Source organism: Cellulomonas sp. P4_A2 (assembly GCF_056402515.1).
The window spans coordinates 1-17,646 of sequence record NZ_JBFUHG010000007.1 but is presented as its reverse complement, the minus strand read 5'-3'; the positions used below and the strand labels follow the sequence as shown (position 1 = coordinate 17,646).

At 71.6% G+C, this 17,646-nt stretch carries 19 protein-coding genes; 11 read left to right on the top strand and 8 right to left on the bottom strand.

The genetic code is table 11. The annotated features are described in order from the left end of the window. The 9 genes from AC1DUE_RS08535 (at position 1) to AC1DUE_RS08495 (ending at position 9,091) form a co-directional block, all read left to right on the top strand. A complete protein-coding gene (locus AC1DUE_RS08535; RefSeq protein WP_477038981.1) occupies positions 1 to 249 on the top strand; it encodes a helix-turn-helix domain-containing protein in 249 nt (82 codons plus the stop codon). A gap of 103 nt (positions 250 to 352) precedes the next feature. Next, entirely contained in the window at positions 353 to 688 is a 336-nt protein-coding gene (locus tag AC1DUE_RS08530; protein ID WP_477038980.1) for a hypothetical protein, read from the top strand. 169 nt (positions 689 to 857) lie between these two features. Further along, a complete protein-coding gene (locus AC1DUE_RS08525; RefSeq protein WP_477038979.1) occupies positions 858 to 3,359 on the top strand; it encodes a DUF3987 domain-containing protein in 2,502 nt (833 codons plus the stop codon). A gap of 353 nt (positions 3,360 to 3,712) precedes the next feature. Beyond that, on the top strand, positions 3,713 to 4,159 hold the full coding sequence (locus AC1DUE_RS08520) for a hypothetical protein (RefSeq protein ID WP_477038978.1): 447 nt from the start codon (positions 3,713 to 3,715) through the stop codon (positions 4,157 to 4,159). Beyond that, positions 4,159 to 4,554 carry a hypothetical protein gene (locus tag AC1DUE_RS08515; protein ID WP_477038977.1) on the top strand — a complete coding sequence of 132 codons (396 nt, stop codon included), beginning with the start codon at positions 4,159 to 4,161 and terminating at the stop codon, positions 4,552 to 4,554. The genes AC1DUE_RS08520 and AC1DUE_RS08515 overlap by 1 nt, the downstream gene beginning before the upstream one ends. A gap of 157 nt (positions 4,555 to 4,711) precedes the next feature. Beyond that, entirely contained in the window at positions 4,712 to 5,743 is a 1,032-nt protein-coding gene (locus AC1DUE_RS08510) for a hypothetical protein (protein ID WP_477038976.1), read from the top strand. Next, a complete protein-coding gene (locus AC1DUE_RS08505) occupies positions 5,743 to 6,381 on the top strand; it encodes a hypothetical protein (protein WP_477038975.1) in 639 nt (212 codons plus the stop codon). Before AC1DUE_RS08510 ends, AC1DUE_RS08505 begins: the two co-directional genes overlap by 1 nt. Further along, a complete protein-coding gene (locus AC1DUE_RS08500; RefSeq protein ID WP_477038974.1) occupies positions 6,378 to 7,937 on the top strand; it encodes a hypothetical protein in 1,560 nt (519 codons plus the stop codon). Before AC1DUE_RS08505 ends, AC1DUE_RS08500 begins: the two co-directional genes overlap by 4 nt. A gap of 74 nt (positions 7,938 to 8,011) precedes the next feature. Then, positions 8,012 to 9,091, top strand: coding sequence for an MrcB family domain-containing protein (locus AC1DUE_RS08495; RefSeq protein WP_477038973.1), 1,080 nt, complete (start codon positions 8,012 to 8,014; stop codon positions 9,089 to 9,091). A gap of 50 nt (positions 9,092 to 9,141) precedes the next feature. On the opposite strand, the gene AC1DUE_RS08490 is transcribed toward AC1DUE_RS08495, so the two are convergent. Further along, positions 9,142 to 9,888: a hypothetical protein gene (locus tag AC1DUE_RS08490; protein ID WP_477038972.1), complete on the bottom strand. Its 747-nt coding sequence runs from the start codon at positions 9,886 to 9,888 to the stop codon at positions 9,142 to 9,144. A 79-nt stretch (positions 9,889 to 9,967) separates the two neighbouring features. On the opposite strand from AC1DUE_RS08490, the gene AC1DUE_RS08485 reads away from it, so the two are divergent. Continuing rightward, a complete protein-coding gene (locus AC1DUE_RS08485; RefSeq protein ID WP_477038971.1) occupies positions 9,968 to 10,780 on the top strand; it encodes a hypothetical protein in 813 nt (270 codons plus the stop codon). 280 nt (positions 10,781 to 11,060) lie between these two features. Here the strand turns inward: AC1DUE_RS08485 and AC1DUE_RS08480 are convergent, their stop codons facing one another. The 3 genes from AC1DUE_RS08480 to AC1DUE_RS08470 form a co-directional block, all read right to left on the bottom strand. Next, complete coding sequence (locus AC1DUE_RS08480; RefSeq protein WP_477038970.1) at positions 11,061 to 11,471, bottom strand: tyrosine-type recombinase/integrase; 411 nt, start codon at positions 11,469 to 11,471, stop codon at positions 11,061 to 11,063. A gap of 182 nt (positions 11,472 to 11,653) precedes the next feature. Then, on the bottom strand, positions 11,654 to 11,866 hold the full coding sequence (locus AC1DUE_RS08475; RefSeq protein WP_477038969.1) for a hypothetical protein: 213 nt from the start codon (positions 11,864 to 11,866) through the stop codon (positions 11,654 to 11,656). A 73-nt stretch (positions 11,867 to 11,939) separates the two neighbouring features. Then, entirely contained in the window at positions 11,940 to 12,098 is a 159-nt protein-coding gene (locus tag AC1DUE_RS08470; protein ID WP_477038968.1) for a hypothetical protein, read from the bottom strand. A 1,007-nt stretch (positions 12,099 to 13,105) separates the two neighbouring features. On the opposite strand from AC1DUE_RS08470, the gene AC1DUE_RS08465 reads away from it, so the two are divergent. Further along, positions 13,106 to 13,414 (top strand): hypothetical protein, encoded by a 309-nt coding sequence (locus AC1DUE_RS08465; protein WP_477038967.1) that lies wholly within the window; start codon positions 13,106 to 13,108, stop codon positions 13,412 to 13,414. 1,021 nt (positions 13,415 to 14,435) lie between these two features. Here AC1DUE_RS08465 and AC1DUE_RS08460 read toward each other — a convergent pair. The 4 genes from AC1DUE_RS08460 to AC1DUE_RS08445 form a co-directional block, all read right to left on the bottom strand. Continuing rightward, positions 14,436 to 14,762, bottom strand: coding sequence for a hypothetical protein (locus AC1DUE_RS08460; protein WP_477038966.1), 327 nt, complete (start codon positions 14,760 to 14,762; stop codon positions 14,436 to 14,438). Between the two features lie 235 nt (positions 14,763 to 14,997). Beyond that, positions 14,998 to 15,996, bottom strand: coding sequence for an ATP-grasp domain-containing protein (locus AC1DUE_RS08455; RefSeq protein ID WP_477038965.1), 999 nt, complete (start codon positions 15,994 to 15,996; stop codon positions 14,998 to 15,000). Then, on the bottom strand, positions 15,993 to 17,195 hold the full coding sequence (locus tag AC1DUE_RS08450; protein ID WP_477038964.1) for a flavohemoglobin expression-modulating QEGLA motif protein: 1,203 nt from the start codon (positions 17,193 to 17,195) through the stop codon (positions 15,993 to 15,995). The genes AC1DUE_RS08455 and AC1DUE_RS08450 overlap by 4 nt, the downstream gene beginning before the upstream one ends. Positions 17,196 to 17,424: 229 nt before the next feature. Further along, positions 17,425 to 17,646, bottom strand: a 222-nt coding sequence (locus tag AC1DUE_RS08445) for a GlsB/YeaQ/YmgE family stress response membrane protein (RefSeq protein ID WP_477038963.1), incomplete at its 5' end; no start/stop codon positions are given.

Here is a 17,646-nt window from a genome sequence, read left to right as displayed (position 1 = left end):
ATGACGACGACCATCGCAGGACGCGACCCCGCCCGATCGGACGGGCTCGCGGACCTCCGCAACCTCTCGACCATCGACGTCTGGCACCCCAGCCGCCCCTGCGCGGCCCGTGTCCTCGGCGTCTCCCGCGATCTCGCATACAGCATGGCCCGCACCGGTGACCTGCCCACGATCCGGCTCGGCCGCCGTGTCGTCGTCCCGGTGCCGCGCCTCCTGGCGATGCTCGGCGACACCGGGCCGACAACCTGACTCGGCATCGCTCGCCGCCCGACAACCGCACACGCACGCTGCCTGCTGGCCATGGGCCGGGGCTCTCACCAGAGGGCTCCGGCCCTTGCCGTTAGGACGGACCATGACGACGACGCACCCGCCCCGCCTCGCCGCTGACCATCGGTGCCCCGACTGTGGCGCCCGTGTCACGGACAAGGCGCTGGAGCACGAGGACTCGTGCCCGGCCGCGCTTGCTGAGGACGCCGTGAGCGCCGCCGACCGCGCATGGTTCGCCGCGCACCCTTCCGCCGCCACCTACCGACGGCCGATCACTGACGCCGAGGCGGTCGCCCTGGTCATCGCGGTCGGGCTGGACCCTCTGCTGGTCACGGCTCGCGGGCGTGTCGTCGTGCATCAGGTCGCGCCGGGCGTCCGAACGCGCACGTACGCCGACCTCTGGCTGGAGCACCTGCCGTGACACACGCCAGCGCCCGCCCTCTCGCGGAGGACGGGCGCCGAGAACGGACCGGAGCCGACCGGTCTACAGCCACCGCTACCCAGGGACGGACGAACGAACGATGACCGACACGACACACGATACGGACGGGCCGCGACTGCGCCCCGGGGATCACTCGGACGCTGCCCTGGTGGCCGCCTCCCTGGCCGCCCCCGGACGCCCCGTGATCCCGCTGCGCCCCGACACCCGCACGCCGCTGACCGACCCGTCCGACCCCCGCACCCCGGACGGCAAGAGCGGCCCCCGGCACGCGCGGCTGTGGCGCACCACCGACGTGGACGTGCTCGCCACCGCCGACGACTTCCCGGCGCAGTACGGCGCCGCCGTCGTCTGGTCGTGCTCGTGGGGGATCGTGCTTGGCGAGGCCGACGCCGACGGGTGGCGTGTAGTCGTGCTGGACGCGGACACGGTGGCGGCAGACGCCCGACTGGTGGACCTGTGCCGTGCCACCCCTGAGGGCGCCGCGTGGCTCGACTCCACCCTGACCGTCCGCACGAGCCGCGGGTGGCACCACTACGGGCTCGTCCGCGAGCCTCTGGCCACCTGCCGCCCGTGGTCCGGGGAGACGGAGCGCGACGCCCTCGACGTGAAGGCTGTCGGCGGGTACGTCGTGCTGCCTGGCAACCCGCACCCGCGCGGGACGCGCTACACGGACGTGACCGGCGAGGCGGGCACGGTCCGCACGGCAGGGGAGCGTCCGGACGTGCCCGGCACCGTGGCCGTCTACCGCGGCGTGGAGATCGACCCCGCTAGCGGTCCGGTCGCTGTCTGGTCGCTCGTCCGCCCGATCCCTGGCGCGATCTTGGACGGCCTGGCCGTGCCCCTCCGCCCGCCCGAAGTGGCGACCGCGCCGGACGGCAGCGGCGTGGGGCGGCCGACGCTCGCGGGCGACGGGGATGACGACGGCGCCCGGCGCGGGCAACCGCTGGACCCGCCGAGCGCCCTGCGGCGGCTGGCTGGGCTCATCCGGTCCGCCGCAGGCAAGGCGGACGGCAGGCGGCACACGGGCGCCTACGACCTCGGCCGCATGGCCGCGGGTCTGGTCGTCCGCGTCGATCCGCAAGCCCGCACGGGGGACCTGGCCCCGGCGCCCGTGCGCGCCGCGTTCGTGGCCGCCCTCGTGTCCGCCGGGCTGGAGCACGCCGACGCCGAGCGCACGGTGGCGGACGGGTGGGCCGTCGGCKGGCGCCAGCCGKGGCGCGACGACGACCGTGAGCCGCAGGGACGGGGCGGCGTGGCCGACCAGGTGACCCCAGCCGCGAGGCTGCTGGACGAGGTGCTGACCGGCGCCGAAGTTGAGGCGTTCTGGCAAGCGCGAGGGTTCCTCTCGACTGTGCACGCGCACGCCCGGGCGCGGGGGCTGTCGCCCTGGTCGCTGCTCGGGACCGTGCTCGCCCGGGTCGCCGCGTCGGTCCCGCCGACGCTGGCGCTCCCGGGGCCGCCCGCCGCCGCGTCGCTCAACCTGTTCGTCGCGCTCGTCGGAGTGTCCGGGTCGGGCAAGTCGGCGGCGCTGACCGCAGCGGGGGAGGTTCTGGACCCGCGGGGCGCCTTGCCCTACCTCGTGACCAGTCCCGGCACCGGTGAGGGTCTGCTGGGCGCGTACGTGCGCACCGAGAAGGCGACCGGCGCCAAGCGGGCACGGATGGTCCAGCACGCGGCCTCCGTGCTGCTGCACGCCGACGAGGTGGGTGGCCTCGCCGCGCTGACCCGCCGCGACGGGGCGACGCTCGGGCCGTTCCTGCGCACGGCGTGGACGGGCGGGATGCTCGGCACCCAGAACGCCGACCCGACCCGCCGCCGTCACCTGGACGCCCACCACTACCGCCTCGCACTCGTGGTGGGTGTGCAGCCTGAACTGGCCGACGTCCTCATCGGCCAGGAGGCCACTGCCTCCGGTTTCGCACAGCGTTTCCTGTGGCTGCCCACGTACGACCCGCAGGGGCTGGCGCCCTCGGACGAGCGCGACGTGGCGGCGCGGTGGTCGTGGCAGGTGCCCGGCCCGGCGCTGACGTTCGACGCCGACGTGCTGGACCACGCCGTGCCCTGGCCGGTGCCTCTGGGCGGGCGCGGGCCGGTGCTGCTGACCGTGCCGGAGGTGGCCCGCGCGACGATCGCCGCGGCTGCGGCGGCCCGCAACGTCCCGATCGGCGCGCCGCTGCCCGGCGACGCGCTGGACGGCCACGCCCTGCTGTCGCGGCTGAAGGTGGCCGCGCTGCTGGCCGTCGCGGAGGGCCGCACCACGGTGAGCGATGCGGACTGGGAACTGGCCGCCGTGGTGCTGGAGGTGTCGGACGCGACCCGGGCGGCCGTGGAGGCTGTGCTGTCCGGCGTGCGTGCGCGAGAGGCCGCCACGAGGGCAGCGCAGGCCGGGCGGACCGCGGTGGTCGTCCAGCGCGCAGTCGCTGACGACGCCCCGCGCCGCGTGGCGCGCGTGCTGCACCGTCACCTGACCGCGGCGGCCGTGGCGGTCGCCCGCGGCAGGCTGCGCAAGGCGGCCCAGGGCAAGGACCGCGACCTCGCCGACGCGGCGCTGGCGCTGCTCGTGGCGGAGGGCGGCGCGGTCCTCAGACACGGCGAGGGCAGGCAGGCGGGCACGGCGTATTACGCGGCGGTGGCGGGGTGGCGACCGTGAGCGACCCAGGGGTGGAGACCGCGGGCCGCCAGGGGTGGAGGGGTGGAGGGCTCCACCCCCGGCCCTCTCTCGCGCTACACGCGAAAGCCCCCTCCTTTCCTTTCTTGGACGAGCTCGTGCGCTGCCGGCCGTTCTCGTTTTCGCGTTCTCGCGCCCCAGGGGTGGAGGTCTCCACCCTCTCCACCCCTGGGAGGCGCACACCAGTGGGGCCGCCGAACGCGCTCCCGACAGACCCCGTGGACGGGGGAGAGGGACACGCGCTCCGCTGCCGCGAGCGGCCCGACCCGAGCCCTGCCGGACCACGCGCGCGCGTCACGAACTGACCCCGCCCGACCCAACGGAAGGACAGACCGATGACCCCCACCCACGCACCCGCTCGCTCGGCCTCCGGCGGCAGACGAGCCCGCCGCCGAGCGCACCGACCACCCGAGCCCGACGCCCGCCCCGTCGACCCGGGCTCACTGATGTACGCGCCCGGCTGGACACCTGCCCCACGCGCGGTCGTGCCGCCCGCCGCACCACCACCGGCGCCCGCACCGCCACGGTCCGACTACCGCCCGCACCACGACCTGCTCGGCGACCTCGCGTACACGCGCCGGATGCTCGTCGTGGTGGAGGCCGTGTCGTGCCCCATCCATGACGCCCCAGCCGGTGTGCCGTGCTGGACGGTGGCCGCCTCCACCGGCGTGCGCAGGCTCACCGGGCTGTGCGGCGACCGGTTGGAGCGCGCCCGACGGGTCAGGTTCGCCCCCGCTGTGGCTGCGTCCCGAGCGGCGTCGTCGCGTAGGGCGGTGCGGTGATGACCTACGCCAAGCCCACGCCCGAGGCGCTGGCCGCCCACCGCCGAGCCCGCGCCTTGCGGGACGCCGCGAGCGTCCGCGAGTTTCTGGGCGCCCGAGCCTCGGCGCAGGCCACGCCTACGGCCACGCCCACCGCGGCGGCCGTGCTGCCGACCGTGCTCGCACTCTTGGCCGGGGCCGCACCGACGCCCGGCCCGTCCGTCGCGCCAGGCGAGCCACTGCCGCCCCCGCCCGACGACCCGCACGACCTCGCGGAGTGGATCGCCGAGAGGGCGCGGCGGGCGAGCGCGAACGATCCGCAGCCGATCGACCTCACCCCGGCGGAGGTGGACTTCCTCGCCGAGATCATCCGCAAGGGCAGGACCGGACGGGCTCGTGAGGCGGTGCCGCAGTGAACCGCGACAACCGCGCCGGAGGCCGTCACCTGATGCCGAGTCAAGGGGTCAGGCCGCCTCACCGCAGGTCAGGTGGCACGACCCGGCGCCCTCTCACACCTGCTCTCACAACCCGCGCCCTGCGGAGGCCGTTTCCCACCCGACACGAGGACGAGCGATGACCACGACCACGAGCGACCCCCGCACCCCCACCGCGCCCACCGTCCGGCCGCTGCCCGAGGGCGCCCATGGGTGCCAGTGGTGCGGCTGCGAGGTGGCTCCCGGCACCGGCTCGCCGCCGGTCCCTTTCGACGTGCTCGGGCGCGTCGGCGACCTGCCACCGCACCCGGATCAGCCAGCCCGGAGGCTCGGGACGGTCCACCTCGCCACGTGCGCCGCGTGCACCGACCGGCTCGACCGGGCTGCCGCGCTCGTCGCCGACCCGGCGCACGCGCGGATCGTCGCCCGGATCGGCTCGCCGTCGGTTGCCTCGCACCGGGTGGCGAGCGCACTGGCCGCCGCCGACGCCCTCGGCGTGCACCTGCCTCTGGAGACTCCGGCCGACCTGGCGGCGGCGCTACGGCACCTGACGAGCCCCGGCGCAGCGGCGCAGTGGGCGTCGCGGCTCACGCCCGTCACACTCGCCGGAGCACACCCGAGCACGTGCGCCGTGGCGCCCTGGTCGCACCTGACCGGGGACGACGGCGGCGGCGTCGCTGCGGCGCTGCGCGAGGGGTACGGCGCGCTGCTCGCCGACCGGGTGCAGGTTCCCCACCCCACGCGGCCCCCGGGCGACGGCCCTCGCGGGTGCCTGCTCTGCGGGGTCGCCTCCGTCCTGGCGCTGCCCCGCGCGGCGCGCGACGTGTGGCGCCCGGTCAGCGCCTCGGTCTCGGCGCTCGGCGCCGCGTCTGGCAGTCGCCTGCACGGTCACTTGTGCCCGGCGTGCTCGACGGCGATGGACGCTGCGGGCGCGCTCGGTCCGACCGCACTGGAGGGCGCACTGTTCGCCCACCTTGCGCCCGACGCCGCCGCGCGCCTCGGCCCATACTCGACGGTGGAAGTTGAGGGCGTGCGCGGCTGGGGCGCGCTCGTCGCGGACGCGGACCGGGCTGGACGCCCTACCCCGGCGCCGAACGCGACCCCGTGGGCGCACGCGGGGGACCTGGACGCGCTGGCCGTCGCGCTGCGCCGTGCCGTGGGGGTGGCCTGATGGTGTGGGCCACGCCCAAGCCCGCCTCCGGCCTGCCCGCCTCTGGCATCCCCGCCAAGGGCGCAGGCGTGGCCGTCGCTGACCGCGTGGAGCCCGGGCAGCACGGGCAGGTGGTCACGCTCGGGCACGGCGCCCGCTCGCCGCGGGTGTACGGCACCCTCGCAACCGCGCTCGCCGCGGGGCTGATGGACGACCGCCCGGACCTGGCCGTCTACCCGGAGGCTGTCGCGGCGTGGGCCACAGCCGAGGCGCAGGCCGCGCTGATGCGGCGGCATCTCGACGAGGTGGGGGCACTCGACGACGACGGCCAGCCGCGCACCCCCGTGCTGGAGTGGCTGAACCGGACCGAGAACGCCGCCATGCGGCACCGCGCCACGCTCGGGCTCGACCCGATGAGTGAGGCGCGGCTGGCACGAGAGCGGGCGTCGGCGTCGGTGCTGGCGTCCGCGGTGGACCTGGATGCGCTCGCCGAGCGGGGACGGGCGGCACTGGCGGCGCGGGAGGCCTCGGGGCTCCCGGCGACGCGGGACCTCGCGGGGGAGGCGCTGACTGCCGTGCGCGCCAGCGCCCCGCCGGTCGTCCGGTCCCCGGACTTCCGCCGCCACGACGTGCCATCCGCCGACGGCGGCCAGCCGTGACGCCCGCGGCGGACAGCCCGGGCGGCGGGCTGGACGCCCTGGACCTGCTCGGCGGGCTCGTGCTGGAGTCCGGGGCGCTGTGGGGCGAGGTCGCCACCGAGCACCAGCGCGCCGACGCGGCGGCGCTGCTCTCACGGGACCCCGCCGCCCCTCGGATGCATTACCAGACGCGCCCACGCGGCGGCAGCAAGACCACCGACGCCGCCGGGGTCGCGCTGGCGGCGCTCGTGACGCAGGCGCCCCCGCGCTCCACCTCGCACGCCTACGCACGCGATCTCGGGCAGGCGGGGCTGCTGGTGGACGCTATGGCGGCCCTGGTCGGCCGCACCGGCCTCGGCTCGCTGGTGGACGTCGCCGCGGGTGCGGTCACGATGCGCGCCTCCCGCGCCCGGCTCGTGGTGGAGTCCGCGGACGCCGCCAGCGCGTACGGCCACCTGCCGTGGCTGGTCATCGCTGACGAGTTGGCGCAGTGGCCGACGACGCGCGAGGCGCGTGCGCTGTGGGAGGCGCTGGTGTCGGGGCTGCCCAAGCGGGCGGACTCGCGGCTGGCCGTCCTGACCACGGCGGGCGACCCGGTGCACTGGTCGGCGGCCGTGCTCGCGGGCGCACGCACCAGCCCGGCCTGGCGGGTGTCGGAGATGCCCGGGCCGGTGCCGTGGGTGAGCCCCGACGACCTCGCGGAGCAGCGCCGCCTGCTGCCCGCCTCGGCGTACGCGCGGCTGCACCTGAACCTATGGACGGCCGCGGAGGACCGGCTGGTGTCCCCGGACGACCTGGCGGCGTGCGTGACGCTGGACGGGCCGCAGGACCCGGACCCGCGGCACCGCTACGTGATCGGGCTGGACCTCGGCCTGAAGAACGACCGCACCGTGCTCGCGGTGTGCCACAGCGAGCCGGTCGTGCCGGACCCCGCCCACGCTGCGCCCACCGCCTCGCGCTACGCGCCGCCGCCCCAGCGGGTGGTGTTGGACCGGATGCACGTGCTGGCCGGGACCGCCGCCGCTCCGGTGCAGTTGGCGGACATCGAGGCGCTGGCGTACGAGGCGGCCACGGCGTACCGCGCGCCGATCCGGTTTGACCCGTGGCAGGCGATCGGTCTCGGGCAGCGGCTCACGGACCGCGGCGTCCGGGCGGACCCGTGGGGGTTCACCGCCACGTCGGTCGGGCACCTCGCCGCGACGCTGCACCTGCTGCTGCGGGAGCACCGGCTGGCGCTGCCACCGGAGGCCGCGCTGTTGGACGAACTAGGCACCGTGCGGCTGCGCGAGTCCGCCCCGGGGGTGTACCGGATGGACCACGACGCGAACGCGCACGACGACCGGGCGGTGGCGCTCGGCCTGGCGGCGCTGGCGCTGACCGAGCGGTCGGAGGTTGGCCGGGGTTCGGTCACGGTGCCGGGCGCTGCCAGCGGGCGCCCGGTCATCAGGGCGACGCACGACGCCCGCCCGGCGCTGCCGTCACGATTCGCCGTCGCCCGAGCCGCGCGGGGGATGCCGCGAGGGCTGCCGGGCGGCGGGATCGCGCCGCCGTCGCCGMGCCCCCGGCGACGGCGGTAACAACCGCGACTCGCCGCCCGGGCGTTGCACGCGGTTCATCACGGGCTGTTGGTGTTCGGTCCTATGGTGTGCGCATGCCTCTCGGGTCCTATCTGAACAGCATTGCTGCTGGTTATTCGCGAGACTCCATGCGTAGTGCCGGGCACGCGCTGTTGGCTCGGGCATCGGACGAACTTCTGCCGCTGTTGCCAGCAGGTCTCCGGGTTGAGGGGAGCGGCGGCAAGGGCGTAGCGACGTTCACGCCCTGGATTGGGGTGTTTGATCCCGACGAGACAGAGACACCCCAAGAGGGCATCTATCTCGTGTACATCTTCGCCGAGCAGCTCGACCGCGTTGTCCTGACCTTGAACCAGGGCGTGACGAAGCTGCGACAGAGATTTCCGGACGCTGAAGCGCGGCGCAGGCTCCGCGCCGATGCCGACGCAGTCCGCGCCGGTCTGGGCGACTCGGCGGCGGGCACCGCCGACTCCGTCAGTTTCGGAACGAGTCGCGCGCTGCAGAGGGCATACGAAGCCGGAACGATTGCGGCGATTGAGTATCGTCGCGACGACCTGAACGACGAATCGCGGGTGGTCGCCGACCTCATCCGCTTCGTCAAGCTCTATCAGGACGCGATCGTAGTGAAGCGGGCCCTTCTTCAGAGCGAGCCGGGCACGGTCTCGTCGTCGAGTGTCGAAAGGACTTCAGCCGGGTCGGATCCACTTCGCCACTTCGCACCAAAAGATGATCACGAGTACGTCGTGCACTTGGTGGGGCAGTCGCTCGTCAAGAGCCGGCGACACGAAACGCTGGTGCGCGATTACGGCTCCCTGGCCGTGGGCCACGGTTTCTCGGCCGCTACGAACGTGCACCCGCGCGATCTCACTCTTGTCAAGGCGGCCGCAGAGTGGCTGATTGAGGCCAAGGTGGTCTACAGCGGTAACGCGACGAACGCCGTCCGCGAGACAATCGGTCAACTGCTCCAGTATCGACACTTTCTGTATCCGGCCGACTCGAACGTGCGGATGGTCGCCCTCTTCACCGAGCCAGTCGGTGATGCGTACGTGGCGCTGCTCAACTCGATTGGGATTCAGGCAGTTTGGAAGTCGCCGAATGGCTGGGGTGGCTGCGACCTTGCGGCCGCTGACGGGCTCGTACCGACCGTCGCGGGGTAGCGGGAACTCGTCGTGATGTGCGGGCTGGTGGCACGAACCGACGCGCCGGCTCAGACCGTCGGCAGCCCCACGAAACGGTCATAGGCCGGGCTGCCGGGCTGCCAGATGTCGACAATCTGCGAGCGCGGTACGTCTCCGAACCGAGTGAATGTGCCTCCTCGATCGGCGAGGAGCGCAACGTGAGCAGTCAGCACGTCGGCCAGGGTCCAGCCAACATCGGTGCGCACGCCGTCGTGCAGGTCGAGATCGAGGACGACAACGGACGGCCGGCCGAGCGCCCGAAGGGTCGCAGCGAGCGGGGTGCGCTCGCTCGGGAAGTAGACCGCCTCGCCTCCCCAGGTCGACAGCAGGGAGTCGAAGCCATGGGGTCGCTCTCGGAACTGTGTCGATCCGACGACGCCGAAGACTCGACCATCGCGGTGCTCAGTCGCACTGCCCCACTCGCCGTCGTCGGTCGCGTAGAGGGTTGCTGCGAGCACGCGCGCGGCATCCGCGGAACTGAGGGCTCCGGCATCGAGGGCGGCGGCGATCCGCCCGTCCGCGTGATCGCGGGAAAGAGCGCGCAGTCCGTCACGCCGGACCCCCGCCACCTCATGGGGGAGTAGGCGCGTGCAGTGGTAGGCGCGCATTGGGCGGCCGTCGAGGAGTTCTGTCACGTAGGAGTCGTCTAGGGGCACGGATAGTTCAGCGGTAGGGGTATCGATGGGCACGTCGGCTGCGTAGGGCTCCAGCGCCTCGCGGAGCGCGTCGGGCCAGGTGTCCAGGTCGTCAGGGTCGATCGCGCCTCCGTCATGCATGGCCGCAGCCTCCCACGACGGCGTGCCACGCGAGATCGACCGTTGCGTCCGCCGCGCGTGTCTGGCCCGCGATGGCGACGTGACCAAGGACGATGGCGGCATGGATGGATTCGCCTCCGCGCGACTGAAGGCTGTCCGTGCAGGCGAACTGATTGGGAGCATCACCGCGTCTGCCTCGACATGGGAGACGGCCTCTACGCCCCACCTTTCCAACACCGTCGAGGCATCGCCGACGGTCGTCGGGCAACGGGACCTGGTGGTCCGGATCGAGGGGTTAGCGCCGCTTCCGTCGGAACTGGTGATCGGTGTAGATGAGGCGCTGCACCACCTACGCTCGGCGCTCGATCACGCGATCTGGCAACTCGTCGCTGACAACGGGTCGACGCAGGACCGCCAAGCCTTCCCGGTTCTCACGAAGGCGAGTCCGCACGACTTCGCTCGCGCGATCGCCGGTACGACGACGCTCGTCTTCGCACGAGTCGAGGCTCTCCAGCCGTACAACATGGTGGCTCCGCAGACGTATCGGAACAGCCTCCTCTGGCTGTTGCACCGGCTCAACGTCGTGGGCAAGCACCGATCCGTCGTTCGGGTAGGTCCGTCCATTGACACGGTTCAGATGGTGACGACCGTTGGCATGGAGAACCGCCAGGTCACTCTGTACAAGGCTGAGGAACTCATTGCCGGTACGGCGATTGCCGTCCGCGTTGCCGATGTTCCTGACGACTTCCAAGACCCGGGCGACTGGCTCGGCGTGTCTCGACCGATGCTGCACATCTCGACAACCGACGACCGCGACCCTGAACTGATCGGCGGCCCGGTCGGCGACGTGCTGCGACGGATCGAGAACTGGACCGGGAAGATCCTGGAGACGCTGGAGGACGCTCGCACGTGAGCGCCTGCGCCCGGGTGTACCTCTCACAGCGCCCCTCACAAACGGCGGCAGACACGGGCCGACGGCACCGGACGGGACCACACTCCGCGACTATGGCGCCGCATGAAACCGCACCAGGGCCACCCCGGACGGACGCCGCGGGCGCTCTGGGGGTCAAGGGGTCGCAGGTTCAAATCCTGTCAGCCCGACCGATGTACTTGCAGGTCAGAGGCCGTTTCCGGAGTTCTGGGATCGGCCTCTGCTGCTGCCCGGAACCGTGATGACACGAAACTGACACGAACTACGCCGGGTGTGTCACAGGCCCGCCCGCTGCATCGCGTCGCGCACCCGTTCGTGCTTGCCCGTCCTTCATCGCGCGGGCGTACACCTGCGTCGTGATGTGCACCGAGGCGTGCCCCATGATCGTGGACACCAGCGGGATCGATAGCCCAACGTCGATCAGGTTGGAGCCCAAGGCGTGCCGGGCGTCGTGCAGGCGAACCACCGGCACGCCAGCTGTCCGGCACATCGCCTTGAACCGGTCCGAGCACCGGGGGCTGACAGGCCGCCCGAGCGCGTCCACGGCCACCAGGCCGCTCTCCTCGACCCGGCCCGCGTCCTGGGCGCTGTTCAGCTGTGCAGCACCTGCCCGGTCACGGAGCACTTCCGAGCTGCGGGCGAACGACGAGCCGGACGGCATCTGGGGCGGCATCCCACGCTCACCAGCCATGCGGCGGGCCCTGAAGGAAGCCCTGGCGGCGGAGGCTCAGAGTGTCAGTGGTGCCCCGTAGCTTGGGCCGTGGGGTGTCGTACAGCGAGGCCCCTCCCGGACGGTCGCCAGGGAGGGGCCTCGCCCTGTGTAGCGGCCTACACCCATCGAAGGGGCGCGATGCCCTACACCGCCCAGGGACTCGGAGGGCCGCCTTCAGCGGGGTGCTCCCGGTCCCAGAGGTACAGGACGAAGGTGACCATCCCCACGAACCCGAAAGCTCCGGCCGCCCAGTTCCCCGCGGTGTCGTCGATGAGCAAGCTCAGGACCGGCTTCGCCACGAACAAGCCCACAAGGAACAGGGCGAGCGGCGCCTTCCATGTCTTGACGCGGGGCATCGGGCTCCCTACCTGTTCTGCGTCCGCCGTGGGCAACCCGCACGCTACCTCGCGCATCGGAGCGCCGCCTGGCCTACTGCTCGCCCTCCGGCCCGTCCCCGACGCGCTCCATGGCGTCGAGCCGGTCTGCCGCCTGGGCGGCACGCCTGGCCCGCAGAGCTGCGACGGCGCCCGGGTGGATCGTCTCGACCGGGACGGTCCGCCGTCGCTGCTGCGACTTCGGTTCGTCCACCGTGTCGCCGCCGGACGGGAGGGCCGAGCGACCAAGGATTGCAGTGAGCCTTCTGCCGCGCGATGCGGTTCTCCTCCCAGTCGAGCAGGTGGTCGAGTCGCCAGCGGTCGGGGTGGGTCATGACCGGCGGCAGTGACCTCGTCCCTGGCGGAGGCGTGGGACCACCGCGTCCCAGCTGGATACGTCGGCCCAGGCGCCCTGTACGAGCACGATCGTCGGGCGGGTTTCGGTCGGCGTTGTGGTGGTCGTCATGTCGCCTGTCCTGTCGCTGGTGGTGAGCGTTCAGTGGGAGTCCCTCAAGCGTGGATTGGTCCAGGTCCCGTGAGTGGACCGGACGCGCGAGAGCCCGCTCCCGCGGGGACGATTCGCACGGGAGGGTGCTCTCGTGGCGGGAGGGTTACGCGTGTGGGGTGTGACCAGGTAGAACGTGGGGAATGAGCGCTGTTCTTGATGAGCCGGGCGGGTCTGTGATCGCGGACCTTAGCCCGGGTGTGTGGGTGGTCTTGGGCAGCGCACCGTCGGGTGACTCGACGGGTGCACCGGCGGACGCTGCGGGGGCCGTTGTCGTCCCGGTCGTGGTCGGTGCTGGTGTTGCGCCGGGGGCGCCGCGGACGTTGTCGCGGTCCGCGGTGTGGCTCGAGGGACGCCACGACGGTGCGGTGCGGGTCGTGGCTGCGCAGCGGCACGGGACGGTGCTGCTTGACCGGCATCGGTGGGGGCAGGAGGCAAGTCTGCCGTTCGGTGGGGAGCACGTGCTCCGGTCGGGGGTGTTCACGGTTGAGCTAGTCAATGGGGGGTCGTTGGCGAAATTCGCGGTGACGACCGGGTTGGGTGATGTGCGACCGCCGGGGGTTGACGGGCAGATAGATGGAACGGCGCCGCGGTGGTCGCGGCGGGACGTGTTCAACCCCGCGGTGCCGGCACGGACGGTCGCGGCGCTTTGCGTGCTGGCGTGCGGGTGGCCGGGTCCGGTGCAGTCGATCGGGTCGGCGAAGCTGGTGGGGCACATGGTTGACGACCTGCTCGGGTTGAAGAAGTCGGACGGGTTCCTCACGCGGCGTCTGGACCAGGCGCTCGCGGATCTAGGAGTGGTGGTGTTCCCCGGGCAGGACACGGTCCCGACGATCGCGGAGCAGATGCTGCGGGGCGGAATGCTTGAGGACGCCGTGTATGTCGAGCTGGGGCAGCTCCTGGAGCAACGCCGCCGTGAGGGTGCCCGCGCGGTGGCGGAGCGTGCACGTGCTGAGCATGGGCGCACGGCCCGTGTGCGTCCGGCGCCGCCTCAGTCGCCACCGTTTGGGGGTGCGCAGCGATGAGGGCTGGGCAGCTTGAGCAGATGTGTTGGTCGCGGTCCTGGGGCCGGATACCGGTGGTGGGCTGACGTCATCCTGCTAGACCTGCGTGTCAACGTGGCAGCCGCATCGGCGCGGCCGCCCGTCGGTGACGAACCGGCGAGCTCACCCGCGGCGGCTCCCGCCATAACGCCGCACACGGATGCGGTGAACTACCCGCGGGCGCTCAGGCTGAGGGGCCGGGTCAGCGTGTCGATGACGGGCGTCTCGACTCCTTCATAGAGGGAAGAATGTGGGTTTCGATCTCCGCGTCCGCGATGGCGCGGAGGTTCGTGGCGAGCGCTGCAACAACATCCGCGGCGATAGCTGACGACGACCCGCCAGGTGGTTGTCCCTGCCACATCTCGTGTACATCCCGCGCGGGCCACTCGTTTTGCGGCATGCTTGAGAGGTCGGCGAGCGCGCGGTCGGCGGGGAGCGAAGCCCCGCGTTTACCCCACGAATTCAAGGCTCGGCGACGCTCAACAACAGTCAACGATGCGCGATGTTGACCGCCGCGGATCGCGTAAATGCGCAGATCACACACGGTTTCACCAGATGGTGCGAGAAGTCGGGGGAGAGGTTGTCCGCCCCGGGATTCTTCAAGGTGTCGCAGGTTCAAATCCTGTCAGCCCGACCGGTGAACGCACAGGTCAGGGGCCGTTTCCGTAGTCACGGAGACGGCCCCTGATCTCGTTTGGGGAGTCACGCTCCGCCGCCGGGGAGTCAACCGAGACCGTGCGCTCGGCGGCGTGTGGCTCGAGCAAGAGAGGCTCGCGTGGCCCGCGTACCTCAGTGCACTCGGACTGACGTGAGCGACCGCGTCGAAGCTCCTCACTCGGCGTCCCGTGTCGTTCGGTGTGAGCGATTCGCACGGCGGCGGCAGTGGACCTAGATCCACGCGGACCTTGTTCGCCGCCGGTAAGGGTCGGTGCGCTGGTTGCGGCTCGGGGTAGCGGTGACCGGGTGGCTGGTGTGGGGTGTCACTTCTCCGGTGCCGCTGGGGTCATGCTTCGGGGGCGCTCTTGATGACGGTGAGCTCATGGATCTCGTCGACCTTTTCCAGGACGTCGGCGACGTTGGCGTCCTCGTTCTGGATGACCTCGATGCGGGACGCCTGCCACGCCGCGAGGTGACCTGCGACGTTGGCGTAGATGGACACCAAAGCTAGGTAGAGGATCGACGCCTGCTTCCACGCATCGGGTGCCCAGATGTAGACCGCGATCACGGGCGGGAAGTTCAGCAGCCAGAAGATCGTCAACCACCCGTTGATCTTGCGCATGAACACGGGGTCCTCCTGGATGGAGGCCCACAAGCTCTGTGCCACGGTCATCAATGCCACGCACCTTCGGTTTCGGGAATCTATATCGTCGACGATTTTTTCGCGGTACTCGCAGCATCTGGGAGCCGCGTTGCGCCTGGTGGGAGGGGTAGAGCGGCCAGCGGCGGACCGCCCGCGGGAGCGCGAGTTGCAGGTTCACGTGCGGTGAGGCCGCTCGCCGAAGGCCCACAGGGTCCTTCGCGACCCGGCCGCGGAAGCCCCGTCGCCGGATGACCGGCGGTACGGGTCAGGACCTCGGGCTCGCGCGGCTCTCGAGGGCTTCGATGACGGTCTCGGCGATGTCGATGTCGTACAGCCTCTCGACGCTCTGGAACCCACCGGGACTCTCCGGGTTGATCTCGACCACCTGGCTGCCGATCACGTCGATGCCCACGAGGAACAAGCCGTCGGCGACGAGCTTGTCGCCCATCGCCTCGACGACGGCGAGCTCGGCCTCACCGACCTCGAGGGGCACCGACCGACCGCCGGTGCTGATGTTGGCGCGCGGGTCGTTGCCGGTGGGCACGCGTCGGAAGGCGGCCGGCCTGCCGTCGCGCTCGAGGATGCGGCCCTCCAGCAGGAAGATCCGGGCATCGCCGTCCGTGGCTCCGTCGATGAACTCCTGGACGATGGCGTAGCCGTCCTGCAGCACCGCCTCCGTCATCTGCGCGAGGTTGGTCTCGCCCGGGCCCTCGATCATGAAGACGTTGCGGCCCTTGGCCCCGTACAGCGGTTTGACGACGCAATGGCCGACTTCGGCGACGAACTGCTCGATCGCCTCCGGATTTCGTGTGACCAGCGACCGTGGCCGGATCTTCTCGGGGAACTCCTCCAGGTAGAGCTTGCTGGTCGCTCGATGGAGGGTGTTCGGGTCGTTGACCACCGTCACACCTCGGGCCGCGAGCATCTGTCCGAACACCACGCCCATCGGGCTGGCCCACGGGCGCTGCTGGAGGTCGTCGATCGACTCGTTGCGCAGGAACAGTGCATCCAGGTCGTCCATGACGACCCGCTCGGCGTCGCGCGCCTTGATCCCCTGCATGAAGGTCGCGAGGGTGTCGTCGTTCTTCCATCTCGCGGCGCGAGCCCCGGCAGTGAGCAGCCCGTCGCTGCTGCCGAGCTCGAGGTCCCCGAGGCCGACATACCAGGTTTCGTGCCCGCCCTTGGCTGCGGCTCTGGCGAGTCGGGTGGTCGTGTACTCGTCCACCTCGGTCTCGACGTCGTTGACGAGAAATGCAATCCTCATGCCGCCACGTCTCCCTCGTAGAGGTCGGTGACCGTCGCCCCCGCGCGCAGCCTCTCCAGACGCTCGTGCGTACCGGGCATGTCCAGCCATCGTGGTCGAACCCACGGCGCGTGGAGCACCTCGCGGTCGAGCAGGTCCTGCACCAGGGGGATGTGGTCCAACGCGAGCTTGCCGACGAGCAGGACGTCGAGGCTGCTGCCCTCGGCGAGTGCGTCGAGGATGCGCGAGATCCCGCGCAGGTAGATCGCGTCCTTGACCCAACCGCCCCCGACGACGACACGGATAGCGATGGACCACGCGGTCCGTGCCGGGATCCGGTGGTCGGCCCGCAGCGACTCGAAGATGTCCAGGAATCCGGCGCCGTCGAGCAGCTTGCCGACCGCGACCACTCGCGCCGCGAGCACGCGCAGTCGCCGCGGGTCCAACCCGCCGGTCAGGTACTCGGCGAGCACGGCGAGGCCCTCCTGCGTCTCGTCGTAGCCGGGCAGGCCGATAGTCAGCAGCGTCAGTGGCTGTCGGGCACCGTTCTGGTAGGTGACCACGTGGGTGCCGACCTCGTGGTGCAGCAACGGCTCGACCCGGTCGGCCCGGAAGGCCGCGGACTCCGGGATGAGCAAGCGGCCGAAGGAGACCATCAGCTCGGAGATGTCGTCCCGTACCTCGACACGGACCGGGAAGTCCGGGTACACGGCGCGGTAGCGCTCGAACTCCGCACGGGCCGCGTCGGCGAACGCCCCGGCGGTGACGGTCTGCGTGCTGGGCGCCTGCGGGGGGATGGTCTCGAGCAGTTCCTGGGCCACCGCGGCCAGCGGAGGGGCCACCGTTCCGTAGAGCTGGAGCGACCCGTAGAGGAACCGTGACGTGTCGCGGTCCTCCAACGCGGTGATCTGCCGGGCGATCTCGTCCCTCTTCGCCCGGAAGAGCGTGTGCAGCGCCGGGTCGTCCACCTTCTCGACCTCGAGGTCGTACAGGTCCCGCTGCGCCAGGTCCGGGTCGAAGTCCAACGGCCGCAGCCGCAGCGTGGGGGCCGTGCCGAAGTCACTGCGTTCGAAGTCCGCCCAGGCCTCCGCCGCGTTGAGTGGCGTGACGTTGACGAGCAGGTTCACGCGGCGCTCGATCTCGGTCAGCCGGGCGTCGACGTCGAGCGCGGGCGCCAGCTCATCCAGAGACTCAAAGCCATCGTTGTGCACGTTCGTCATCGTTAGCCGCTCCTGTCGTCAGGCCGGGATTGCGGTTCGGCACAGATCACGTCCTCGGGATGTCGCCCGGCGCCCATCGAGCAGCCGCCCCAAAGAAGAACTCGCTTTCACGTTTGGGCCGCGTAGGTGCGGGTCCGCGCTCATCTCCCATGACAGGAAAATGGCACTGCAGGACGACGACGGCGCGGCGCGCGCCACTCTTCATCCTTGCGGGTGACCCGGCGCGGGGTCAGTTGGTGATCGAGCGGCGTCCGCCGACGCGGATCCAGATCAGCAGCACGATGATCGCGCCGATGATCGATCCGATGAGGCCGGCGGGCTGCAGGAAGCCGTCGTCGGCGTCCTTGTGGAACAGCAGGTAGCCCAGGAACCCGCCGACGAACGACCCGATGATCCCGATGACGATCGTCATGGCGATGGACAGGTTCTGCTTGCCGGGGACGATGAGGCG